Source organism: Cellvibrio japonicus Ueda107 (assembly GCF_000019225.1).
In the GTDB taxonomy this organism is placed as follows: Bacteria; Pseudomonadota; Gammaproteobacteria; order Pseudomonadales; family Cellvibrionaceae; genus Cellvibrio; species Cellvibrio japonicus.
Genome location: NC_010995.1, coordinates 2,046,461 through 2,070,259, shown reverse-complemented (window position 1 = coordinate 2,070,259; position 23,799 = coordinate 2,046,461). Strand labels below are relative to the sequence as shown.

24 protein-coding genes and 2 tRNA genes are annotated in these 23,799 nt (G+C 51.6%); 11 read left to right on the top strand and 15 right to left on the bottom strand.

Annotation, left to right across the window (positions count from 1 at the left end; all coding sequences use genetic code 11):
- Positions 1–9: 9 nt before the first annotated feature.
- Positions 10–1,644, bottom strand: a complete 1,635-nt coding sequence (locus CJA_RS08820; protein ID WP_012487427.1) for a response regulator — start codon at positions 1,642–1,644, stop codon at positions 10–12.
- Positions 1,645–1,735: 91 nt separating this feature from the next.
- Positions 1,736–3,514: a bifunctional diguanylate cyclase/phosphodiesterase gene (locus CJA_RS08815; protein WP_148208835.1), complete on the bottom strand. Its 1,779-nt coding sequence runs from the start codon at positions 3,512–3,514 to the stop codon at positions 1,736–1,738.
- 178 nt (positions 3,515–3,692) lie between these two features.
- Between CJA_RS08815 and cmoA the strand changes: the two genes are divergently transcribed.
- Together cmoA and cmoB are read left to right on the top strand one after the other, a co-directional pair.
- Complete coding sequence (cmoA, locus tag CJA_RS08810) at positions 3,693–4,427, top strand: carboxy-S-adenosyl-L-methionine synthase CmoA (RefSeq protein ID WP_041551365.1); 735 nt, start codon at positions 3,693–3,695, stop codon at positions 4,425–4,427.
- 24 nt (positions 4,428–4,451) lie between these two features.
- Positions 4,452–5,420, top strand: a complete 969-nt coding sequence (gene cmoB / locus CJA_RS08805) for a tRNA 5-methoxyuridine(34)/uridine 5-oxyacetic acid(34) synthase CmoB (RefSeq protein WP_012487424.1) — start codon at positions 4,452–4,454, stop codon at positions 5,418–5,420.
- Here cmoB and CJA_RS08800 read toward each other — a convergent pair.
- Complete coding sequence (locus tag CJA_RS08800; RefSeq protein ID WP_012487423.1) at positions 5,417–5,959, bottom strand: flavodoxin; 543 nt, start codon at positions 5,957–5,959, stop codon at positions 5,417–5,419. The genes cmoB and CJA_RS08800 overlap by 4 nt on opposite strands.
- A 143-nt stretch (positions 5,960–6,102) precedes the next feature.
- Positions 6,103–6,642 carry a Spy/CpxP family protein refolding chaperone gene (locus tag CJA_RS08795; protein WP_012487422.1) on the bottom strand — a complete coding sequence of 180 codons (540 nt, stop codon included), beginning with the start codon at positions 6,640–6,642 and terminating at the stop codon, positions 6,103–6,105.
- A 242-nt stretch (positions 6,643–6,884) separates the two neighbouring features.
- Between CJA_RS08795 and CJA_RS08790 the strand changes: the two genes are divergently transcribed.
- From CJA_RS08790 to CJA_RS08780, 3 genes are all read left to right on the top strand, one after another.
- The gene (locus CJA_RS08790; protein ID WP_012487421.1) at positions 6,885–7,583 is read left to right on the top strand and encodes a response regulator transcription factor; all 699 of its coding nucleotides are present in this window, start codon (positions 6,885–6,887) and stop codon (positions 7,581–7,583) included.
- 3 nt (positions 7,584–7,586) lie between these two features.
- Positions 7,587–8,990 (top strand): ATP-binding protein, encoded by a 1,404-nt coding sequence (locus CJA_RS08785; RefSeq protein ID WP_012487420.1) that lies wholly within the window; start codon positions 7,587–7,589, stop codon positions 8,988–8,990.
- A 283-nt stretch (positions 8,991–9,273) separates the two neighbouring features.
- Positions 9,274–10,182 carry a GGDEF domain-containing protein gene (locus tag CJA_RS08780; RefSeq protein ID WP_238526851.1) on the top strand — a complete coding sequence of 303 codons (909 nt, stop codon included), beginning with the start codon at positions 9,274–9,276 and terminating at the stop codon, positions 10,180–10,182.
- Positions 10,183–10,235: 53 nt separating this feature from the next.
- Here the strand turns inward: CJA_RS08780 and rluB are convergent, their stop codons facing one another.
- The 5 genes from rluB to CJA_RS08755 all read right to left on the bottom strand — a co-directional run bounded on the left by rluB (position 10,236) and on the right by CJA_RS08755 (position 14,812).
- Positions 10,236–11,144, bottom strand: coding sequence for a 23S rRNA pseudouridine(2605) synthase RluB (gene rluB / locus CJA_RS08775; protein ID WP_148208998.1), 909 nt, complete (start codon positions 11,142–11,144; stop codon positions 10,236–10,238).
- 238 nt (positions 11,145–11,382) lie between these two features.
- A complete protein-coding gene (scpB, locus tag CJA_RS18660) occupies positions 11,383–12,351 on the bottom strand; it encodes an SMC-Scp complex subunit ScpB (protein ID WP_316246147.1) in 969 nt (322 codons plus the stop codon).
- Positions 12,348–13,211 carry a segregation and condensation protein A gene (locus CJA_RS08765; protein ID WP_238526850.1) on the bottom strand — a complete coding sequence of 288 codons (864 nt, stop codon included), beginning with the start codon at positions 13,209–13,211 and terminating at the stop codon, positions 12,348–12,350. The genes scpB and CJA_RS08765 overlap by 4 nt, the downstream gene beginning before the upstream one ends.
- A 128-nt stretch (positions 13,212–13,339) precedes the next feature.
- The gene (locus CJA_RS08760; RefSeq protein ID WP_012487415.1) at positions 13,340–13,957 is read right to left on the bottom strand and encodes an L-threonylcarbamoyladenylate synthase; all 618 of its coding nucleotides are present in this window, start codon (positions 13,955–13,957) and stop codon (positions 13,340–13,342) included.
- An 18-nt stretch (positions 13,958–13,975) separates the two neighbouring features.
- Positions 13,976–14,812: a PHP domain-containing protein gene (locus CJA_RS08755; protein WP_041551361.1), complete on the bottom strand. Its 837-nt coding sequence runs from the start codon at positions 14,810–14,812 to the stop codon at positions 13,976–13,978.
- 121 nt (positions 14,813–14,933) lie between these two features.
- On the opposite strand from CJA_RS08755, the gene CJA_RS08750 reads away from it, so the two are divergent.
- Genes CJA_RS08750 through CJA_RS08725 form a run of 6 tightly spaced genes read left to right on the top strand, consistent with a single transcriptional unit; the run spans position 14,934 to position 18,981 of the window.
- Complete coding sequence (locus CJA_RS08750) at positions 14,934–15,728, top strand: VC0807 family protein (protein ID WP_012487413.1); 795 nt, start codon at positions 14,934–14,936, stop codon at positions 15,726–15,728.
- Positions 15,729–15,762: 34 nt separating this feature from the next.
- Positions 15,763–16,062, top strand: a complete 300-nt coding sequence (locus CJA_RS08745; protein ID WP_041551359.1) for a YciI family protein — start codon at positions 15,763–15,765, stop codon at positions 16,060–16,062.
- 26 nt (positions 16,063–16,088) lie between these two features.
- A complete protein-coding gene (locus CJA_RS08740; protein WP_012487411.1) occupies positions 16,089–16,751 on the top strand; it encodes a TIGR04211 family SH3 domain-containing protein in 663 nt (220 codons plus the stop codon).
- Positions 16,752–16,778: 27 nt separating this feature from the next.
- Entirely contained in the window at positions 16,779–17,426 is a 648-nt protein-coding gene (locus tag CJA_RS08735) for a peptidylprolyl isomerase (protein WP_012487410.1), read from the top strand.
- Positions 17,423–18,196 (top strand): pyridoxine 5'-phosphate synthase, encoded by a 774-nt coding sequence (locus CJA_RS08730; RefSeq protein WP_012487409.1) that lies wholly within the window; start codon positions 17,423–17,425, stop codon positions 18,194–18,196. Before CJA_RS08735 ends, CJA_RS08730 begins: the two co-directional genes overlap by 4 nt.
- Positions 18,197–18,201: 5 nt before the next feature.
- The gene (locus tag CJA_RS08725; RefSeq protein WP_012487408.1) at positions 18,202–18,981 is read left to right on the top strand and encodes a TrmH family RNA methyltransferase; all 780 of its coding nucleotides are present in this window, start codon (positions 18,202–18,204) and stop codon (positions 18,979–18,981) included.
- Positions 18,982–19,032: 51 nt separating this feature from the next.
- On the opposite strand, the gene CJA_RS08720 is transcribed toward CJA_RS08725, so the two are convergent.
- The 6 genes from CJA_RS08720 to murB all read right to left on the bottom strand — a co-directional run bounded on the left by CJA_RS08720 (position 19,033) and on the right by murB (position 23,788).
- A tRNA-Leu gene (locus tag CJA_RS08720) sits at positions 19,033–19,119 on the bottom strand.
- A 32-nt stretch (positions 19,120–19,151) separates the two neighbouring features.
- Positions 19,152–19,225 (bottom strand) — tRNA-Cys (locus CJA_RS08715).
- A 128-nt stretch (positions 19,226–19,353) separates the two neighbouring features.
- Positions 19,354–19,905, bottom strand: a complete 552-nt coding sequence (pgsA, locus tag CJA_RS08710) for a CDP-diacylglycerol--glycerol-3-phosphate 3-phosphatidyltransferase (protein WP_012487407.1) — start codon at positions 19,903–19,905, stop codon at positions 19,354–19,356.
- Between the two features lie 89 nt (positions 19,906–19,994).
- A complete protein-coding gene (gene uvrC, locus CJA_RS08705) occupies positions 19,995–21,833 on the bottom strand; it encodes an excinuclease ABC subunit UvrC (protein ID WP_012487406.1) in 1,839 nt (612 codons plus the stop codon).
- Positions 21,834–21,866: 33 nt separating this feature from the next.
- Complete coding sequence (locus CJA_RS08700; protein ID WP_012487405.1) at positions 21,867–22,520, bottom strand: response regulator; 654 nt, start codon at positions 22,518–22,520, stop codon at positions 21,867–21,869.
- Between the two features lie 245 nt (positions 22,521–22,765).
- Positions 22,766–23,788: a UDP-N-acetylmuramate dehydrogenase gene (gene murB / locus CJA_RS08695; RefSeq protein ID WP_012487404.1), complete on the bottom strand. Its 1,023-nt coding sequence runs from the start codon at positions 23,786–23,788 to the stop codon at positions 22,766–22,768.
- Positions 23,789–23,799 lie beyond the last annotated feature (11 nt).

Sequence of the window (23,799 nt, the reverse complement as noted above, 5' to 3'; positions counted from 1 at the left end):
AAAACGGCCTCAGGAGATACCCTGCTCTTTCAGCAGGCTCTGGAAACTATCGTGCAGTTGCCGATAACGGCGATACTGCGGGTGATTCTGCGAAATTAACATACCGGTCTTAATCAGGATTTGTGCCATCTTGTCGCTGCTGCTGCGATTAAAGTCGACTTTCAAACTATCCACCATCGCCTGTACATAATTAAGGCGCAAACCAATATGGTTGGGCAGGCTTTGCAAGGCAATCCGGAAGGCATCTGCCGCTGCCGCGTAGTTTTTACTGTTGTAGGCAGCGATACCTTTTTTATTGATGTCAGCCACCAGCTGTTTGTTTTTCTCGCTCTGGGGCTCATCCTGAAGAACATCAAGCCGTTCCAGGATCTCTTCCTTACCGGCATATTTGGCCGACAATTGCGCTAATTGCGCCTGGGCCTCTTCATCTTTTCCCAAGGTGCGCAGGGTTCGAACCATTTCCATTTCTGCTGCAATGGCGTCATCCCCGTTTACACTTGCCAATGTTGCGCGTGCTTTTGCCAATGTCTCCTGGGCTTTGCGCTCTTCACCAGAACAAAACCACAGTTGGCTTTCTAAAAACTGGGATTGCGCACGTTGAAGGGAGGATTTGCCAAAACGGTCCTCAATATCAGCCACGGATTTTAATGCTTCGCGCAACAGTGGTTTGGCCAGTTCTCTATCCGTGGCAAAAAGATCAACCGTTGTTTGGGCAAACTGGTTGTGCACCTGGGGCTTGTCGAAAATAGAATGCTCACCCAGTCTCACCGCGCGGCGCAATGCGCTGACAGCAATAACCAGATCATTGTTTTGATGGGCGACTTCCCCCAGGGATTGCTGGCGTAGAATCGATAGTGGTGAAAGTTCTGTGGCCTGCACAAGCACATCTTGTAGCGCCTGGATCGCGCCCTGGCTGCGAAAAATCTCGGCGCACATGTCATAGGCTTTCATACAAAGCGGATTGCGTTGCAAAACAGCTTCGAGCCATTGTTGCGCCCCCAGGTTGTCCCCCTGCAACATTTTGGTTCGTGCCATACCCAACTGCGCCCACTCCAGTTCCCGGTTTTCCAGAACATTGCGGTACAAGGCTTCTGCTTCATTAACCTGGCCCGTATTAAGGTAAAGGTTACCAAGCATTTTTTGGCACTGGTTGGTATGGCGACCCGCTGCATTCATTTCATTCAGGCACAGTCTGATTGCCTCTGCATGATTGCCGCTGGATTGCGCCTGGAGGATAGGCTTAAGCACATGGCGCTGCTCAAACAGACGCGCCAGACGCTGCTCCAGTGCTTTGGTATTGATAGGTTTGGTGAGATAGGCATCCGGCTCGTAATCGTATGCCGCCATGATGATACTTTTGCTGTTTTCAGCTGACACCAAAATAAACAAGCTATCGCTACACAGGTTGCTGCCGACGCGGATTTCCTCCAGCACTTGCTGGCCGCTTTTGCCCTTGCCCAAATTATGATCACAAAGGATTAAATCGTAAGCCCGCGACTTGCAATACCTGAGTGCTTCCTCGCCATTACTGGCGGAGTCCACATTGCCAATACCGATGTCCATCAGCATTTTGTAGAGTGTCGAACGAAAGCTCTCGAAATCGTCGACAATGAGCGCATGCAATTTGTGATAACTGATTGCCAAGCTGTTAGTCCCCTGCCCTGTAAAATTCAGCCTTAAGGATAGACCAGCTTGGGATAAAACCAATATTTCGCGGCAGATCCCGCGCTTTTGCTTATCCCGGCAGAATCAGGGGCCTGCGGCGGCGCGATACAAAAACCTGGCTCACCTCCTGGCGCTTGGCTGCATGTTTAGCTTCGGCCAATAATTGGGCAATCTGGTGATGGGTCTTACAACTGCCAACTTCCGGCACCACACAACCGATCGCCAGGGTCAGCGGGCCATAAATTTGCCGACGCCCCTGGCGGTCCTGGCTCCAATAGACTTGCTGATCCGCAGGAACCAGTTGGCAATAAACCTGGGTAAAAGCCGCCATGAGTTGTTCGCAGCGCATCAACCAATCGCTGCTGCGAAAAACGACTACAAAATCATCGCCCCCCACGTGGCCAATAAAATCCTGACGCTGGTCAATTGCGGAAACCAGTAACCGGCTCATTGCCAAAATGACCTCATCGCCCAGGCTGTAACCAAAATAATCGTTAAAGGGTTTGAAATGATTAATATCGCAATAGGCTGCGACAAACGGTTGCTGCTCAATCAATAAATGATCAATCCATTCATAAAGCGGCACATTACCGGGCAGTTGGGTGAGCGGATTACTATGGCGGGCAACGCGCAATTTCTCCTCGGTAATACAGCGCAACAGATTACGTACCTTGCCTACGCCGCGATAACGACCCTGCTCACACACAATAAAATCCACACTCAGATTTTGTTGCGGGTCTTCGGTCATAATTTGCCCAAGGGCTTTTAGTTCGGTATCTATCTCGACAATCACTGACAGCGGGCTAATGAAATCGCGAATTGGTTTTGCTGCATAGAGTTCATGGGCAAAACGATGGGCAAAGACATTCAGTAATTCCGCACGGCTTACCATCCCCAAGGGGCGATCGCCATCCACGATAGGTACACATGCCAGGCGTACATCGGAGCGAAACAATTTTACCACTTCCGCTGCTGGCACACGGGGAGCAACGGTTTGTGCATCAACCAAAATTTCCCCAACCTTGCGCACAAAAGAATCCTGGTGAAGGCTGGGGCGGGTGCGACACAGGGGTAATACATGCGCCGGTAATTCGGCTGGGGGTTGCAGTTGGGGACGGGCGATAAAATAGCCCTGTGCGTATTCCACACCCATTGCAATCAATGTGCTGAGTTCCTCGGCGGTTTCTATACCTTCTGCGATGGCTTTATTACCCATGCGATGAGCGATATCGAGCATCGCCCGCACGAACTCACGCTTGACCGGATCGCGGTCAATGCCGGCAATAAAGTGGCGGTCAATCTTTACATAATCCGGACCCAACTCACTCCATACCCGCAAACCGGAATAACCGGCGCCCAGGTCATCCAGTGCAATGGCAAATCCCTGACGCTGGAAATGGATTGACGCAGCACGCAGCAACTCGGTTTCATCCAGCGGCTGGCTTTCCGTCAGCTCAAATACGATCCGCTCGGCGCTCAGGCCAACACGCTGCAAAATCTCCCGGGTGACACCATCGCGGTATTGGCTGTCGGTAAAACTGATGGGTGACATATTCAGGAAGAGTTTACCCGGTAAGCACAACTCGGCAAAACGCACACAGGAGACCTCGCGACAGGCAAACTCCAGGACTGCAGAAAGGCGCGACTGGCGCGCAGTGGCGAACAGCGCATCAGGATAATGCAGAGGGCTATTCTCGGGCCCCCGAATGAGGGCTTCGTAACCAAGAATACGTGGGTTCGCCAACGCTACTATCGGCTGGAACACAGGGTTGAGCAGTTTGGCATCGATAATCCGCCGCAATTCCTTGTGCAAATCCATCGGTGTCGGTAAGGGGTAATCAGTAGACATGGAAGCTTGCATCGGCGTAAATCAGATAATGCGATTAATCACAGGCATAGAACTCCATCTTCCAAGCCCAATATGACACTTTCATGAATAGGTAAATTTGTTGTCACAAAAGTCCGAGGCTACAATAGCCGCCCGTTGCACCCTAGCCCATCCAGCGCCGGAAAACAGAGCATTTGCCATGACCCACAGTAAAACCGACAGGCTCTACGCCAATCCGCTGGCACAAGTGAGCCAGTTTGTGTTCGATGAAAATGTCGTCGATGTATTTCCCGACATGATCAAACGCTCAGTGCCCGGCTATGCCACCATCATTAACATGATCGGCAACCTGGCAGAACGCTATACCCAAAGCGGCAGCCAATGCTATGACCTGGGCTGCTCTCTGGGTGCCGCCACACTCGCCATGCGCCATCGGATTCAGGCGGCAGATTGCAAGATTATCGGTGTCGACAGTTCCGCTGCCATGTTGCAGCGCTGTGCCCAAATCATGGCGGCAGATACCAGCGATATACCAGTGGATCTGGTAGAGGCCAGGATCCAGGATGTCCCCATCACCAACGCGTCCGTTGCTGTACTCAACTTCACTTTACAGTTTATTCCGCTGGATGAGCGCCAATCGGTCCTCAACAATATCTGCGCCGGACTGCGTCCTAACGGGGTGTTGATTTTGTCGGAAAAACTTGCGTTTGAAGATGAAACCCACCAACAGTTGATGATTGACCTACACCACAATTTCAAGCGTGCCAATGGCTATTCCGACCTGGAAATTGCGCAAAAACGCACCTCCATCGAGAATTACCTGATCCCCGAAACCCTGGCAGCCCATCGCCACAGGCTGCGCACCGCCGGATTTCACAGTGTGGATGTCTGGTTCCAGTGTTTTAATTTTGCGTCGCTCATTGCCATTAAATAACTTGCCGAAACCAGAACCCATCCTATGAATTATTCCGCCTTACTGGATGCTATAAGCCAAGGCCCCCTTGCGCGCTGGGCATCAATCCTGCCAGAGCAAATTGCCGAGGGACTCAGCGAAGAACGCTATGGTGACCTGCCCGCCTGGAAAACAGTCCTTGCCCAATTACCCGCTATTACCAGTAGCCACACCGAACTGGCCGAGCGAGTCAGCATTGGTGCCCCCGGTGATTGCGATGAAACGACCCGTGAACAATTGCAATCTGTGCTGGAGGCACTGATTCCCTGGCGCAAAGGGCCCTATTGGATACACGGTATCCACCTAGACACTGAATGGCGTTCCGACTGGAAATGGGATCGGGTCCTGCCCCATCTGGCATCATTAAAAGATCGCCTGATCCTGGATGTCGGTTGCGGTAATGGCTATCACTGCTGGCGTATGCTGGGTGCCGGGGCAAAACGGGTTATTGGTATAGATCCATCCCCGCGCTTTGTAGTGCAATTCCATATGATCAAGCAACTGGCAGGATTGCATTACCCGGTGGATGTTTTACCTGTTGGTATTGAGGACTTACCAGAAAAGTTGCACGCCTTTGATACGGTGTTTTCCATGGGTGTGTTTTATCACCGCCGCGCCCCCATGGATCACCTGCTGGAATTAAAGAATGCCCTGCGTCCCGGAGGGCAACTGGTACTGGAGACACTGGTGATTAACGGCAAGGAGGGAGATGTCCTGGTACCCGAAGGGCGTTATGCCATGATGAACAATGTGTGGTTTTTACCCAGTTGCGCAACGCTCTTATCCTGGCTGCGAAAAATGGGCTTTAAAGCGCCAAGAGTAGTGGATATTTGCCCCACCACCACCGAAGAACAGCGATCAACCCATTGGATGCGGTTTCATTCGCTGCCAGAATTCCTCCACCCGGAAAACCCGGCGCTCACCGCAGAAGGACATCCAGCCCCCATACGGGCAGTGTTTGTAGCAGAGGTTTAATCGTCCAGGCTTGCGAGGGGGGTATCCAGCCCAAACTCTATATGGATTTGGGCACACCAGCGATTGAGGCGATCTGCCGTGAGATTCTCCTGCTGGTCCTCATCAATCGCCAGGCCAACAAACATCCCCTTACCCGGGATCTCTGCCTTGGAGGCTTCGAATTCATAACCATCAGTAGGCCAATGCCCTACGATTTCCGGGCCTGATTGAATGATCACATCATGCAACATGCCCATGGCATCCAGGAAATAATCGCCGTAACCAAACTGGTCGCCCAAACCAAACAAAGCAACTTGCTTACCCGAAAAATCAACGGCGGCAATATCATCCCAAAACTCCTCCCAATCGGACTGGATTTGGCCGAAGTCCCAGGTAGGGATGCCAAGGATGATGTGGTTGTAATCGGCAAAGTCCAGTTGGGTAACATCGGCAATATCCTTGACATCCACAACATCAGCCCCGAAACGGGCTTGGATACGATAGGCAACCTTCTCAGTGTTACCCTCATCACTGCCGAAAAACAGACCTATTTTGGCCACAGGCACCTCAAACTCTATGCACAGGAAAAGAGGCGCGAATTCTCCCAACAATGCCGCCACTGCGCAAGCGCCCGGCGCAGTATCAACCGCTAACCAGGCGTAAAAAAGGCCAGACAATGCTGGCCTTATGCAAAAATACCCATCTAGCTTTGTTGCTTTTCCTGGCGTTTATCTGACCATTTCTCACGGCGCTCCTGAAGTTTCGCCTCGCGCTCGGCTTTCAGCTCGGCGAGCTTGGTTTTCTGCTCCGGGGTTAATACCGCCAAAAAGGCCTTGTGCGCCTTGGCTCGCTCCAATGCCTGCTGGGTTTCCAGCTTACCCAATTGATCCGCCAGCGCCTGTAGACGGCTATCGCTTTCCCCTGCCTCTACCGCTGCAGTCAACGCCTGGCGCGCCTGTTGTGTCTGATCACGCAGGGCCTTACCGGTTTCCACCTGGGTATCGCGCTGGGCTTTGAGTGTTTCGCGCTGTACATCACTTAATTCAAGCGCTTTTGCCAAGCGATGGGCGCCTTTGCCAGGACCAAAAAATTCACCTGCCTGGGCCTGCTTGCAGTCTTTAAAACCAGGGCCGGCAAAACTGGGGGATGCGCTGATCAGCACACCCGCCAAAAGACTGCCCAATACAGCTCCTTTTACGACCGCAGAGGAACGCAAAAAATGGTGTTTGATACGTGTATGCATAATGTGTCTCCTGAAGGTTATGACACCGGGATTGGCAGCGGGTTAGGCCCTACTGCCCATGACAAATTTCACTGGCTGACCAACAAAAGACACTCTAGAGTGCACCTCTGTTCTGCCAGCAAAACGTGAATTCATTATCTACCCTATACTGTTAAGATTGGTTAAACACTTACCAAGAATCATGACTCTTAACTGGGGCTAATGCACACTGCCGACTCCCCGCACCGAGGCCACAATAAGATATGCTCAAAATTCTCCTCATTGATGATGACAAAGAACTCTGCCAACTCCTGAGCGAATATTTAAGCAACGAAGGTTTTGCAGTCGACATGATCCACGATGGCCAACAGGCAGTGGAATTGACGGAGCAAGCCGCCTATTCATTGATTGTGCTGGATGTCATGCTGCCGGTACGCAGCGGTTTTGATGTATTGAAAATCCTGCGTCAACACAGCCAGACGCCAGTCATTATGCTAACCGCCAAAGGCGATACGGTTGACCGTGTCATCGGACTGGAAATTGGCGCAGACGACTACCTTGCCAAGCCTTGTGATCCGCGTGAACTGGTTGCCCGCATTCGCGCCATCCTGCGTCGCGCCAGTATTGCCGAGGCCAACCAACCCAATGTTGAACGCCTGACATCAGGCAAGCTGTCGTTGCACCTGGGCACCCGCACTGCTACCTGGGATAACCAGGATGTTGTACTGACCGGAACCGAATTCAGTGTACTGGAGATCCTGGTGCGACGCGCAGGCCAGGTTATCAGCAAAGACGATATGACCGAGCAAGCGCTGAACCGCAAACTCACACCCTATGACCGCAGCATTGACGTACACGTGAGCAATATTCGCAAGAAAATTGCCCTGGCTGGATCAACCAAGGATTTGATCATCAACGTTCGCGGCGCAGGCTACATGTTGACCCTGAATGACGAGCAGTAAATTGTGTTAACCCGGCTTTATATCAAAATCTTTTTTACGTTTTGGCTAATTACCGCAGCCATTATTGTGGGCACCAATATAGTGGTGCATTGGTTTGATATAACGCCGGAAGGCAACTTCCAAAGCAACGCCTACCTGCCAGACGATTCTCCAGCCAAGCGCCTGCTGTTCCAAATGGTCGGCAATGCGATCAATCGCAATACCCAGCAACTCACCCAGGATCTGCGCGCCATGCCGAACTGGTCTTTGCGCTTTGTGTATATCGTGGATCGCAACAACCAGGACCTGCTTAAACGCCCTCTCCCTCCCGGGATTATGGTACTGGCACCGCGCCTGACCGCCAAACACCCTTACGACAAAGTCCAGGATCGCAACCGTAAACTTTACGGCCGGCATATCACGCTCAATGATGGCAACAGCGTCAAGGTAGTCACCATCTCTGCTGGCCGTGACGAAGGGCCAGACCGGGATATCATTTGGGAAATGTTTCTCGAAAATATCTGGCCACTCTTGCTGGTCTCAATCCTGGTGAGCGGCACCGCCTGTTTTTTACTGGCACACCATTTCACCCGCAGTATCAATACCCTGCAAAAGGCCACACGCCAAATCGCCAAAGGCGATTTGAGTGTGCGTATCGGCGAACAATTCCATGGCCGCAAAGATGAAATCGCCGATCTGGGACGGGATTTTGACCATATGACCGAACGGCTGGAAAAAGCCATGCTGGAGCAAAAGCGGTTAATTAAAGACGTATCCCACGAGCTGCGCTCTCCACTGGCTCGCCTGCAAATCGCACTGGCGTTGGCCCAGCAGCGCAGTCGAGGCATGATCGACGCCGAGCTGGCACGAATCAAACAAGCCGCGGATTATCTCAACGACATCATCACCGATATCCTCACGCTGCCAGTGCAAAACCCCGAAGACTGGGAGCTGGACGATATGTTGGACCTGGTCGCACTCCTGCAAACCCTGGTGGACAACTATCGCGACCAGGCCGCCGAAAAAAATGTGAACCTGCGCTTCCAGTGCCCCCTGGATGAAGCCCTTGTCGCAACCCATGGCAATACCCTGGTGGGAGTATTCGAAAACATTTTGCGCAATGCCCTGCTTTATACCCCGACTGACTCGGAAATCCGTATCCACCTGGATACCCCTGATGACGGCAAGCACTATCTGGTATCCATTGCTGACCAGGGTCCCGGAGTTGCTGAAGACAGCCTCGAGGATATCTTCCAACCCTTCTTCCGTACCGATCAGGCCAGGGCCCGTGAGAGCGGCGGCTACGGTTTGGGACTGGCTATCGCCCAGCGCAGTGTCAGCCTGCACCAGGGCACTATCCAAGCGGAAAACCGTCTTGAAGGCGGCTTGTTCGTCAGCGTCAAGTTACCCGCTTATAACTGCGACTAACCCTCTCCTCGCCAATGCTGCGGCGCCAGCCTTTTGACGATTCCAACAGCTGGCGGCAATTTATTTCCGCCCCTTTTAACCCACGATGGAAGACCGTCACCGCTTTTGTGTAACACTTGAATAAAAACATCAAAAAAATAATATAAGATATTGATTTTATTAATATTAAATTTATTTATAAGCCTGTGGCATAGATTTCGCTCATAAGGGAAAAGGGCGCCAAATTGCCAACTAGCCGGCGAATGGCAGCCAACCATAAAGCCTTACCTACAGGTACTTTTCTATGCGGGACATGTACATGGTATCCAATGCGCCAGTCGCCAATGGAATTGCCCTACTCCCGGAACTTACTCCCGAACAGGAACTCGATGCTCGTTTCCGACTGTTGCAAGCCCTGCAAACCTCTCTACAGCCAGAGGGACTGCTCCAGATTTTTTTCAATCATCTCCAACCGCTCCTGGCTATTTCAGGCCTGCGCTACAGCGGCACAGAAATCCATCCTGCCATTAAGTTGGGCCGGGAGGGCGTCCATCATTGCGACTATCGACTCTCCCTGGAGGAGGAACCGCTAGGGAATATTATTTTTAGCCGCAGCAAGCGCTTTGCCGAACGCGAACTGGCAGCCATAGAACGCTGGCTCAGTTTCCTGGTACATCCCCTGCGGAACGCCCTGCATTACCAGGGAGCCCTGCGTTTGAGCATGCTTGATCCATTGACACGTATTGGTAATCGTACAGCGATGGATATAGCACTGAATCGTGAACTACAAATAGCAGAGCGCTATCGCCAGGATTTATCCTTACTGCTTATCGATGTGGATCATTTCAAACGTATCAATGACCAGTTTGGCCATACGCGCGGTGATCAGGTGTTAAAAGAAGTTACCGGAATTATTCAGCAATCAAGCCGCGGCTCCGATTTGACATTTCGCTACGGCGGAGAGGAATTTGTGGTTATCCTGGGTAAAACCAATACCCGTGGCGCTCACATTATTGCCGAGCGCATTCGTGAACGAGTCGCCAGCACACAACTGGAACACAATGGCCACAGTTTCCAGTCCACAGTGAGTATTGGTATCGCCTCCCACTTACGCGATAAAAAAGATAGCGTACAAGACTTGTTTGAGCGCGCAGACAAGGCCCTGTACTGCGCCAAACGCGACGGACGCAACCGCGTCATCCTGCAAGGTTAATTTAACAATAATCAATAAAAAGGCCGCAATTGCGGCCTTTTTATTGCTCTGGATTACTTCCTGGGGGAACGTTTACGCAAATCGACTTTAACCCGCTTTGGCGCAGATGAGGCCGAACGCAATTTCTTCTCGTGGCGCTCTATTTGCGCAACTTCCTCACGGCTGGGCCTCATGATACGCGTATAGTTGTTGCTATCAAAACCTGCGGTCATACACAAGTCGCGAATCTCCTGCTCGGTTAACTCTGTCCATTGACCAACCCGCACATGGGAAGGAATAAAAATATTGGCGTAGCGAACTCGCTTCAGACGGCTTACCTTTACCCCTTGTGACTCCCACAAACGACGGACTTCACGATTGCGCCCCTCCATCACCACACAATAAAACCAACGGTTTTTCCCCTCTCCCGCGCCATCCACGATATCGGTAAAGCGCGCTACGCCATCGTCCAGTAATACACCTTCGAGCAAACGTTCTTTCATATCATCATCCACGTCCCCTTGAATGCGCACTAAATATTCGCGATCAATCACGGAAGATGGATGCATCAGTTTATTAGCCAGTTCACCATCATTGGTAAAAAGCAGTAACCCGCTGGTATTGAAATCCAGGCGTCCAACCGAAATCCAGCGCTCTCCCTTTAACGACGGCAGGCTGTCATAAACCGTGGGGCGCCCTTCGGGGTCATGGCGTGAACAAATTTCACCTTCCGGCTTGTTATAAAGGATGACTCGCCGACGGGCAGCTTCTGTACGCAATACCACACGTTGTCCGCCTACAAAAATTTTATCCGTCAGGGTTACGCGATCACCAAGGGTGGCAATGCGATCATTAACCTTAACGCGCCCTTCTTCAATGGCACGTTCCATTTCACGACGGGATCCGATACCGGCACGCGCCAATACTTTCTGCAGTTTTTCATCCACCGGGCTGGCAGATTCTTTTACCGATGGTTTCGCAATCTTTGCCTCTTTCGGGAGGCTCTTTAGCGGTGTCTTTGCCGGTTTGGCAGATTTTGAGTCAGCCTTGCCAGAAGCCGGTCTGGTAGACGTGCTGTTGGTCAGTTTTTCAGGACGTGAGGATTTCGCTGGCTTGGCAGAAACATCTGCGCGTTTTTTGCTGGCTACTGGCTTCACAGCCCTGGTAGGGGTATCGGACGAATCCGGGGTATATTTCTTGATCATAAATAATCACAAAACCTTAGGTTTTGTCAGCGTCCTCATTGGCAGGTAGGTTATCTTCTGTCTTGGCAGAAACAAAATCGTTGATCTCAGCATCCGGGGTAACTTCAGTATCTTCGTAAGCATCCTGTTGATCGCTGAAGCCGTCTTCTAACGCAATCACCTCTGTCTCTTGCATATCCTCCTGACGTTCATCCAGGGAAGCAAGCTCGGGCTGCGCTGAATCAGGGATAGGTGCATCCGTGTCCTTTTCACCTAATCCTTCCTCGCCCCCCAGGTTCAACATAGGGTTGAGATCATCCAGGTCACGGATTTCACTCAGCGACGGCAACTCATCGAGGCTTTTCAGGTTGAAATAATCCAAAAACTGCCGGGTGGTGGCATAAAGGCTTGGTCTGCCGGGAACATCTCTGTGCCCGACAACCTTGACCCAATCGCGTTCCAACAGGGTTTTCATAATATGGGAACTCACCGCCACACCGCGGATTTCTTCGATATCACCACGGGTAATCGGCTGGCGATAGGCGATTAACGCCAGGGTTTCCAGCAAGGCGCGGGAGTATTTCTGCGGCTTCTCTTCCCACAGGCGATTAACCCAGGGAGCAAGGTTTTCGCGCACCTGGAAACGCCAACCGGATGCTACTTCTTTCAGCTCAAAACCACGCCCTTCCGAGTCGGCCTGGATTTGTTCAAGCGCGGCCTGGATATCTTCCTTGGTCGGGGCAAATTCCTCATCAAACAATTCTCGCAAACGGACAATCGTCATGGGCTGGCCCGCAGCAAGAATCGCTCCCTCTACAATCTGGCGTAACAGCTCGGGAGTTACCGCTGTTTGCGATCCCGGCATACCGCGATTACGACCATCAACAACAGATTCCAGCACTTCAAGTCCCAACAGGGACTCATGGCGCTCATGTTGTTGCTCTTCCAGTCCGGAATCATCCAAACCGTTCTCGACATCATCTGGGTTGTGAATATCGTTGCTCATTGTGTTCTAGCTTTTACGTGAATCGGCCCGAAGGCGTCGCTCTGTACAATTTCTACCAGGGATTCCTTGATCAACTCCATGACTGCCAGGAAGGTGACCACAACCCCCAAACGCCCCTCTTCCACTTTGAACAGGCTGACGAAGGGTACGAAATGCTGGTGTGCCAATTTATCAAGCACCTGTGCCATACGCTCACGGGTTGAGAGACGCTCACGCGATACGTGATGGCTTTCGAACATATCAGCCCTGCGCAGTACTTCGGACAAAGCCAGCAATATCTCGTGTAATTCCACATCGGGATCAGGGCGGGTTAAAGCGCGATCGGGGGCATTTGCTGCCGCCGTATAAATATTGCGCGCCATACGCGGTAAGGCGTCAAGGTCCTCGGCCGCCTGTTTGAAACGTTCATACTCCTGCAAGCGACGAATCAGCGAGGCGCGTGGGTCCTCCTCTTCCTCCGCTTGCTCCTGGCTGCGCGGCAGCAGCATACGCGATTTGATTTCTGCCAGCATAGCCGCCATCACCAGATACTCGGCAGCCAACTCAAACTGATGGGACTCCATCAGATCAACGTAAGCCATGTACTGGGAGGTAATCTCGGACACATTGATGTCGAGAATATCGATGTTCTGGCGGCGGATAAGGTAAAGGAGCAAGTCCAGCGGCCCCTCAAAGGCCTCCAGGAAAATCTCCAGGGCATCGGGAGGGATATAGAGATCTTGGGGAATCTGGGTGTAGGCCTGACCGTGGACAATCGCGAAAGGCATCTCCCCTTGCTTGGGATGTGCAGCTGCCGGAGACGGTTCCTGTGCGGAAGTCTCTGCAGCCGTCGGGGTGGATTGTTCCAGGGTTTCGCTCACGCAATCAGGCTCAACAAGGGGCACACAGGGCGCTATTTAATATCAGGTCGGGCATTATAGCCATTTATCCCACACCGGGACAGCGGAGATCATACAGAGAAAAATGCATTCCCTATCAATCAGTTATGTCAAAAACTTGAGAAGTCACCTTTACCTTGGCGTATCAGTTCAGGGGCATCGCCAGTCAAGTCAACAACCGTGGTAGGTTCCAGGCCACAATATCCCCCATCGATCACCAAATCTACCTGATGCTCCAGGGTCTCGCGGATATCGTAGGGATCGGTCATCGGATATTCCTCCCCCGGTAAAAGCAGGCTGCTAGTCATTAGTGGCTCACCCAGTTCCTCCAGCAGCGCCAGGGCAATAGCATTATCGGGCACCCGCAGGCCTATCGTTTTGCGCTTGGGATGCATCAGGCGGCGAGGCACATCGGCGGTAGCCTCCAAAATAAAGGTGTAGGCGCCCGGGGTGTGGTTTTTAAGTAGCCGAAACGCCTGGTTGTTGACCCTCGCATAGGTCGCCAGCTCGGAAAGGTCGCGACACATCAGGGTGAAGTTGTGGTACTTATCCAACTGGCGCAGGGTGCGGATTCGCTCCAGGGCGTCCTTGTCACCAATATGGCAACCCAGGGCATAGGCAGAATCTGTGGGATATACCACCAACCCACCCTTGCGAATAATATCAACCGCCTGCTGGATCAAGCGCTGCTGAGGGTTATCCGGGTGTATCTGAAAAAACTGGGCCATAAACAAATCCTGTGAGGTTTAGGCATAAAATCCTGGCGCTTCCCATATGGGCTTTACCAGTGAAGGCATGTGGCTGAACTGCCCCAGCTCCTGCCATGGCTGATCGGGAAAATGAAAATCTGACCCACAAGAACCATACAACCCATGATGTTGGGCAATTTTGGCAAGATCCTGAGTCAGGGGCGCGGGTTGCTGGCCATTAACAACCTCCAAACCATCCCCCCCCATTTCAGCAAACTCCGCAATCAGGCGACACATACGGGTTCTGGTCAGATCGTATTTAGCCGGATGGGCCAACACAGCAAGACCGCCGCTGGCATGGATCCAGCCAAGAGCCTGTTCCATGGCAGGCCATTCGTACTTCACGTCCGCCGGCTTACCTGCTCCCAAATACTTTTTAAAAGCGGTATTGATATCTTTTACTGCCCCGCAAGCAACCAGGTATTGAGCAAAATGGGGGCGCCCCACCACAGCGTCTCCAGCAATTGCCCGGGCGCCTTCCAGTGCATCGGGAAACCCCAGTTTTACCAAGCGTTGGGCAATTTCCTCCGAACGCAGGCGGCGGGCATCTTCCTGTTGTTGTACGGCATCGATTAAGGCCGCCGCCTGTGGATCTATCGCCAGCCCCAACACATGGACATTGACCTTGCCCCAGCGACAGGAAAACTCTATGCCTGCCACAAACCCGATTCCCTGCTCCAGCGCCGCTGCCTGTGCACTTTGCAAGCCAGCTATGGTATCGTGATCCGTCACTGCGAGGACGCCTACCTGCCGAGCCTTGGCACGCGCAAACAATTCCGCCGGACTCAAGCGACCATCGGAATAATGAGTGTGGCTGTGCAGATCGTGAATCACCCGTATACCTCGACGACATCCAACGAACAAAAAACACACAAAGCCGATTATTGGTTGGACGCTTGGTAGCCCAAACACAACCTGTTAACGACTCAACATTATCTATTAAGACATTCTGCCCATGTTAGCTGATAAACCTGCCCAGGACTCAACCGAAGCACAAAAAAGCCCCGCCCATATACCCGAACAGCAGGGAACACCAACGAATCAAACGGCGAAGCCCCATAAGGAAAACTTCCTCGCCAACCTGCTGCTCAATATCGTTATCCCCACACTAATCCTGACCAAGTTCAGTACCGATGAATATCTGGGCGTAACCTGGGGCGTAGTGGTAGCACTGGCATTTCCAGTCTGTTACGGCCTGTATGATTTCTACAGAAGTCGCAAGCTTAACTTTTTTTCGGTATTGGGCTTTGTCAGTGTCCTGCTGACCGGAGGTATCAGCCTGTTACATTTGGATCCCAAATATATTGCTATCAAGGAAGCCGCCATACCGGGTCTACTAGGGATCGTGACCCTGATTTCAATGAAAACACGCTACCCTCTGGTACGCACATTTATCTACAACGACAAGATCCTCAAAATCCACAAAGTAAACGCCGCTCTGGATCATTACCAAACCCGCTCACAATTTGAGCGCACCCTGAATACAGCCTCCCTGCTGATTGCCGGTTCGTTCTTCCTGTCATCAGTATTGAATTATGTATTAGCCAAAATCATTATGGTCAGCCCTCCCGGCACTGCCGAATTCAATGCCGAGTTAGGAAAAATGACAGCGCTCAGCTATCCTGTCATCGCCTTGCCGATGATGCTCATTATGATCGGCACCTTGTTTTATCTCTTTCGCAGCATTCGCCTGCTTACACACCTAACCCTGGAAGATGTTATTAACGATGGCAGGGAAGATAACAACTGATTTTTTGCCGTACATTCACACAGGATTGACACCCATGTTTTATGCCATTATCAGTGAGGACATCACTGACAGCCTAAGCAAACGCAAGCAAGCACGTCCTGCCCATCTCGCTCGCCTGCAAGCACTGAAAGACGCTGGTCGTTTGCTACTTGCCGGCCCCCACCCCGCCATTGATACAGAAGATCCCGGCGAAGCCGGATTTACCGGCAGCCTGGTTGTTGCAGAGTTTGATTCCCTTGAAGCAGCGCAAGCTTGGGCGAATGCAGACCCCTATATCGAAGCGGGTGTTTACGCGCAAGTAAACGTCAAACCCTTTAAAAAAGTCCTTCCCTGATTGTTATGGCTATTGGAGTCCAGCCTGTGAAAAAAATAATCTCCCTGGCGGCATTGCCGCTACTCACACTGTTGGTGACCGCTGGCATATCCAATGCCAACGCTGCTACACGCTATGTATCTGATGTGGTTTACATAGCCCTGCGCAGCGATAAAAATCCCCAATCCAGTATTATCAAAAGCGGCCTGGCAAGTGGCACTAAACTGACGTTCATTCGCGAAGAGACAGGAACAGATAATAACCTCTGGGCATTGGTTACTACACCGGATGGTATTGAAGGCTGGGCTCGCAGCCAAAATTTAACGGATAAACCAACGGCCGCGCTGCAGTTAGCCAATCTCCCCTCGGGTTCTCGCGACTTGCTGGCATTACAAAATGAAAATGTTGACCTAAAACAGCAGTTGGAAAAAGTGCAGCAGGATTACCAGCAGTTATTAGCAGATACCGAGGATATGCGTCAGGCTGCAACTACCGCGCTCAATCTGGAGGAGGAGTCCCAGCGCATCCATGCTGAATACCAACTGCTGCAAACCCGTGTAGATGTACTCAACGCCGAGAATGAACAATTGCGCGATACCGATCGCTACAACCAATGGCTTAATGGCGGCATCCTGGTACTGGGTGGTGTAATACTGTCATTTTTGTTACAGGGATTAGGCCGCCGCAAACGCAAGTCTGAATGGCGTTAATTACCTGTGTTAGTACGAGGAATATCCATGATTACGTTGTTTACTCGCCTGCTGGTTAGTACCGGCCTTTTATTCCTGGGAGCATCACTGGCGACAGCTGCTGACAATCCCAAAGTCGAGCTGAAAACTGACCACGGTACGGTCATCATTGAGCTTTATCCCAAACAGGCACCGATTACCGTACAAAACTTTCTCGAATATGTAGACAGTAATTTCTACGACGGCACTATTTTTCATCGCGTTGTCCCAGGGTTTGTTGTCCAGGGCGGAGGCATGACTTTTGATTTTACCGAAAAGCCAACACGCGACCCCATCAACAATGAATCCGATAACGGCCTGCGCAACGAATATAAAACTGTTGCCATGGCCAGGCACTCCAACCCCAACTCCGCAACGTCACAGTTTTATATTAATCTGAAGGGCAACCCCGGCCTTAACGCCACCGAAAAACGTCCCGGTTACACGGTATTCGGCAAGGTTATCGATGGTATGGAAGTTATTGAAAAAATTGCGCAGGAACCGCGCGGTATGTTTAAAGCACACCCTGAGGCGCCCAACTACGCAGTACGCATTTTGAGTGCCAAACGCTACGATCCCAGTTCAAGCGCTACCAGCTCAAGTACAAGTCCGCTGGTAAATTCACGCATAAAAGATGCACTGGTAAAGCCGCAATGAGCCAACATCCAACAGCAACGGCACTCAGCGTCAACCTGAATAAAATTGCGCTTATTCGCAATTCACGCCCTGGCAACTATCCTGACGTGGTCAAGCACGGTGAAATATGCCTCGCAGCAGGAGCGGATGGCCTCACGGTTCACCCGCGTCCGGATCAGCGCCACATCCGCCCGCAGGATGTTTATGAAATCAGTGCACTGGTTGGTGCGCACCAAGGCATTGAATTCAATATCGAAGGCAATCCCTTTGCAGAAAAAGTGGGAAACTTCCCGGGGTTTTTACAACTGGTTGAAAATACCCGCCCCCACCAATGCACCCTGGTTCCCGACAGCAACGATCAGCTGACTTCCGATCACGGCTTCGACCTTAAGAAATCATCAGTGCAACTTGAACCCATTGTTCGGCATTTGCAAAGCCTTGGTATTCGTGTGAGCCTGTTTATGGACCCCGACCCGGAGCAAATCAGCCTCGCCAAAGATCTGGGGGTAGAGCGTATTGAACTATACACAGGCCCTTACGCCGAAGCCTTCAAACAACCCGGCAGCACCTTCGATACCCTGTTCAAACGCTATTACGATGCGGCAGCACATGCGCAAGCCATTGGTGTAGGACTTAATGCCGGTCATGACCTCAACCTCGACAACCTCGGCCATTTCCGCAAGGTACCGGCACTGCTCGAAGTATCTATTGGCCACGCACTCACTGTCGATGCCCTTGCCATGGGCATGCACAACGCCGTCGCTGCCTACAAAAAACTCTGCACCCACTGATTACTATGAACCAACCCCAGGACTCCGAGGCTTATAAAGCCAAGAAGCGTTTTTTTGATTCGCTGATGACCATCTACGGCCGCAAAACAGTTCTGGAAGCGCTGCAGGAGAAAGCGGTATCCATTTATCGCCTGCATCTGGCCAACTCCAATAAACGGGCAGAGATCCTTGACCAGATTATTGAGCTGGCCAAACTTAAGGGCGCAGACATTATTTATCACGAGCGCAATGCGCTTTCACGCATTTCAAAAAACGCCAGCCAGGACCAAGGGGTGGCAGCAGACTTGCAGTTACCCGGTTACCAAACCTACGAGCAATTCCTCGCTACCCCGCCTAAAAACAACTATCGCCTGCTGGCCCTCGACGGCATCACCAACCCCCAAAACCTGGGTATGATCATTCGCTCTGCCTGCGCTGGAAATATCGATGGCATCTTACTGCCGCTCAAAGGGGCAGCTCAAATTGATCCGCTGGTCATTAAAGCCAGTGCAGGTACCCTATTCCGCGCTCCGATATTACGCTGCCAAAACCTGGTTGATGCGCTCAAGGACTTCTCCCGGCACGGTGCAAGCCTGTGCGCACTCTCTTCCCACGCTCACCATAACCTTAGTGGCTTTCGCCCTGAAGGGGCCAGTATTTATGTACTCGGCAATGAAACCCATGGCGTATCTGATCCGGTATTCCAGCTATGCACAGAGAAAATTAAAATCCCCATGAACAATGGCGTCGAGTCGCTTAACGTAGCAGTCACTGCCGCCTTAATCGCCTTCAGGGATGTGATGTAAGAGCAGATAAAATTATCTGAAAGGAAAGTAATTGTTTTGGGGATGAAAGAATGGTGCCCGGAGCCGGACTTGAACCGGCACGACCATAAGGTCGACAGATTTTAAATCTGTTGTGTCTACCGATTTCACCACCCGGGCAGAGCGCTTTTACGTCGGTACGTAAGGAAATGTGGAGGCGCGATCCGGAGTCGAACCGGACTAGCTGGATTTGCAATCCAGAGCATAACCGCTTTGCTATCGCGCCTTTTCAAGAGGCCGCAATTCTAGCGAACTCATTTTAAAAAGCCTAGTGTTTTATGTGTGACCAAAGCAGCTTTTTGCAGGATTGCCTAAACACTACACAAGCCGCACAAGAGAAGTACAACTCCGAACTTACTGGTTTTCCTCGGACAGTAAATGTGGCCATGCAGCGCGTAAATAAAGCACCATGGACCAGAGCGTCAATACCGCCGCACCACCCAATGCAATAAACCCCACCGGGTACAGGAGCTTGATATCCGTCAACAGCACGATCAATGCGGTCATTTGTAAAGTGGTTTTGAGCTTCCCGATATGGGACACCGCAACACTGGCGCGCTGGCCTACTGCTGCCATCCATTCGCGCAGCGCAGAAATAACAATTTCACGCCCTACAATCACCGCTGAGGCCACAACAAACCACACCAGATGGTGATGGATACTGACCAGTAGCAACAAGGCTATGACGACCATCAATTTATCTGCCACGGGATCGAGGAACGCCCCAAAAGGCGTACTTTGATTATATTTACGCGCGACATAACCGTCGGCCCAGTCGGTGATAGCGGCCACACTGAAAATGATCGCTGACACAAAATGTGCCCACCAGAAAGGCAGAAAGAAAACCACCACAAACAGGGGAATAAGGACAATTCGGGTCAACGTCAATCGATTGGCCAGGGTCATGGGGTGCTCTCAGAAGATTCGGAACCAGCGGTTTATCAAACCACAAGAAACGGGCGCGATCATACACTATCGGCACTCGATTCTAAAAATTAATCATTGTGAAAGAAAGAGTAGATCTCCTCGGCGAGCTTATGGCTGATTCCCGGTACCTTGGCCAGCTCCACAACACTGGCTTTTTGTACTTCCTGCAACCCACCAAAGTGCCGCAATAGTTCCCGTCGACGGGTTGCCCCCACCCCCGGGATATCCTCCAGGCTGGAGGTACGACGTTTTTTATCGCGCCGCTGCTTGTGGCCGGTAATCGCAAAACGGTGTGACTCATCGCGGATATGCTGGATCAGATGCAAGGCGGGTGAATCACCAGGCAATACAATCTCCTCCCCCGTATCCCCATCAAAGAGCGTCTCAAAACCCGCTTTCCGGGTAGTCCCCTTGGCAACGCCGATAAGCTGCACCCCCTGTACACCCAACTCACCCAACACCTCAATGGCCTTTCCCAATTGTCCCTTGCCACCATCGATTAGCAGGATATCCGGCATCTTGCCTTCACCGTTTTGCAAGCGGGTATAGCGCCGTGTCAGCGCCTGTTCCATGGCTGCATAATCATCGCCCGGCGTGATCCCTTCAATGTTGAAACGACGGTAATCCGACTTCAAGGGGCCATTGGTATCAAAGACCACGCAACTGGCGACAGTCAACTCTCCGCTACTATGGCTGATATCAAAGCATTCGAGGCGCTGTGGCGTCTCTTCCAGGCTCAGCGCCTCCTGCAAAGCAACAAAACGATCCAGTGAACTCTTTTTACTGTTGATATGGCCGATCAGGTTCTGCTGGGCTGCGGTAGTTGCCATTTGCAGCCATTGCGCGCGGTGGCTGCGAACCTGCTGACTGATAACAACCACCCGCCCCACCGATTGCTGTAATGCATTAGCCAGGAGTTCTGCTTCTTCCAGCGGCTCACTGACAATGATTTCGCGCGGAATATCCCGCCCCTGGTTAGCCAGGTAAAACTGGGGAATAAACTCAGCCAATACCTGTGCCGGGGTTTCCGCCAGGGTTGTTGGCGGGTAAAAACTGCGACTCCCGAGAATACGCCCCTGGCGAACGAACAAGATGTGTACGCAAATGGCCGCTGCTCGCATATCTGCCGCTATCACATCGATATCTCCGCGGCCTTCTTCCATGACTTGCTGTGATTGCACCGTGCGCAATGCACTGATTTGATCGCGATAGGCAGCGGCCTTTTCAAAGTGCAGGGACTGGGCTGACTGCTCCATCTGATTGGCCAACTCCACCAGGAGATCATCATTTTGTCCCGACAGAAACATGCGGGTATGACGCAGATCCAGCTGGTACTCGTCAGGCGAGATATAGTCTACGCAGGGAGCAGTACAGCGCTTGATCTGGTACTGCAGACAGGGACGCGTGCGATTATTAAACACTGAGTCCTCGCACTGGCGCACGCGAAATGTTTTTTGCAAAAAGTTCAAACTGTCTTTTACAGCCCCTACATTGGGATAGGGGCCATAGTAATCACCGCGTTTTTTCTTGGCACCGCGGTGAGTCGCAATGCGCGGAAAGTCCTCCCCACTGGAAATAAAAATATAGGGGTAAGATTTATCGTCCCGCAGCAGGATATTGTAGGGCGGGCGATTGGACTTAATCAGGTTTTGCTCAAGAATCAGCGCCTCGGTTTCACTGGGCGTAATAGTCACCTGGACATTAGCAATGCGACTTACCAATGCCTGGGTTTTGGGACTGAGACCGGATTTACGAAAATAACTGGAGAGTCGCGCCTTCAGGTTTTTAGCCTTACCCACATACAGGATATGCCCCTGGGCGTTAAACATTTGGTAGACGCCGGGCTGTTGGCTAACACTGGCTAAAAAGCGGCTGTGATCAAAAGAGGAAACAATATCCTGGGACATGGAAAACGCTAATAGTAAAACCCAAAGCCGCCGTTATACGACGGCCTCCGGATCAAGCAAATTGTGTTTAACGGCAAGAAGTGTCAGCTCCACATCGCTATTGATATCCAATTTTTCAAAAATACGATAGCGGTAGGAATTCACCGTCTTGGGGCTGACACAGAACGTGTTGGCAATATCATTTACCTTCTGGCCATTGGCAATCAACATGGCCGTTTGCAATTCGCGCTGGGACAGTTTTTCAAAAGGTGACTCCTGATTGTTAGCCCCGGAAAAAGTCCTGAGCGCCAACTGTTGGGCAATACTATTGCTCATGTAGAGATCACCGCGCGTCACCTTGTTGATAGCATCAGTAATCTCGGTGAAATCTGCGCCTTTTGTGACGTAACCCACCGCCCCCGCTTGCATCAAGCGCGTGGGATACAAGTCATCATCACAAGCTGTCACGGCGATAATTTTGATCGCCGGATTCACGGTCAACAGTTTTTTGGTGGCTTCAAGACCACCCATGCCCGGCATTTTGACATCCATCAGGACAACGTCCGGCTTCAAAATACGCGCTTTGGTAACAGCCTCTTCACCACTCTTGGCGTCCCCAACCACCTGATAGCCATCTATGTCGGCTAACATGCGCACTATCCCCATGCGAACTAGATCGTGATCATCGACTACGAGAATCTTTGTCAAACTAGCCCCCAATCCGAACCCGGATGTTCTAAGTGTTTTTCTGGAATCGGGTAAAACTATACATCACTATAAAACTACATCACCCATGGTAAGGATTGTAGTGAGAGTCTGTTGAAACTACCACCACTTCATTCACCATAGATAGCCTTATAGATGCTAATAATCATGCCCATATTTTTTTATAACGTTTTTTCAGGAAAATTCCAGTGAAAAATCAGACTCCCAAAAAGTGAAATATTCACATCTCAAGGGTAAATCCTGGGCTCCATTTCCAATGTCACACCAAACTGCTCTTCTACCGATTGGACTATATGCCCGGCTAAAGCCAACACAGCACTGCCGGGTAAGCGCTGCGGATTGGTCAGTACCAGTGCCTGATATTCATGGACAGCAGCGCCGGCGAGCTGGCGCCCGCGCCAACCAGCACGGTCGATTAACCAGGCTGCTGCGAGCTTAAAATGGCCATCAGCTTGCGGATAGGCAACCAAGTCCGGATAAGCGGCAATGAGTCGCTGATACTCGGGGCCATCCACAATCGGGTTCTTAAAAAAAGAGCCGGCATTAGGCATGTTTGCAGGGTCCGGCAATTTGGAGCGGCGGATAGCGATTACCGCTTCGCTGACCTTTTCGGGAGTCAGTTGATCCATAGGTATCGCCTTGAGCTCCTCGCGCAGCGCCGGATAGTCCAACACTAAACGAGGCTCCCGCGATAGCTTCAGGGTTACCTGGGTAATAATGTATTTACCGTTAAGCGCATTTTTAAAGATGCTGTCGCGATAGCCAAAGTGACAGCTTTCTGCGGTAAAAGTGACTGACAGGCCAGAAGCGATTTCCATGGCAGAAAGTTCGGCAAACACGTCACACAGCTCCACCCCATAAGCGCCAATGTTCTGAATGGGGGCGGCACCGACACTGCCGGGTATTAACGACAGGTTTTCCAAGCCAAACAAACCTTCAGCCAGCGTGTATTCAACCAGTTGATGCCAATTTTCACCCGCGGCCACCTGTAGCCAGACATATTGCTCATTTTCAGCGGCCAGGATTTTGCCCTGGCTGCGTATATGGATCACCAAACCATGAAAGTCATCGCGCAACACCAGGTTGCTTCCACCACCCAATACCAATAAGGGAAGGCTGCGCTCCCCGGCCCACGCCAAGGCTTCACGCAATTCGGTATCGTTAGTGATGCTCACAAACCAGTCGGCAACTGCGGGCACAGCCAGGGTGTTGTGTTTTTGCAGGTTAAAGTGCGGTAGAAACAGAGGCACGGCAAACTCGA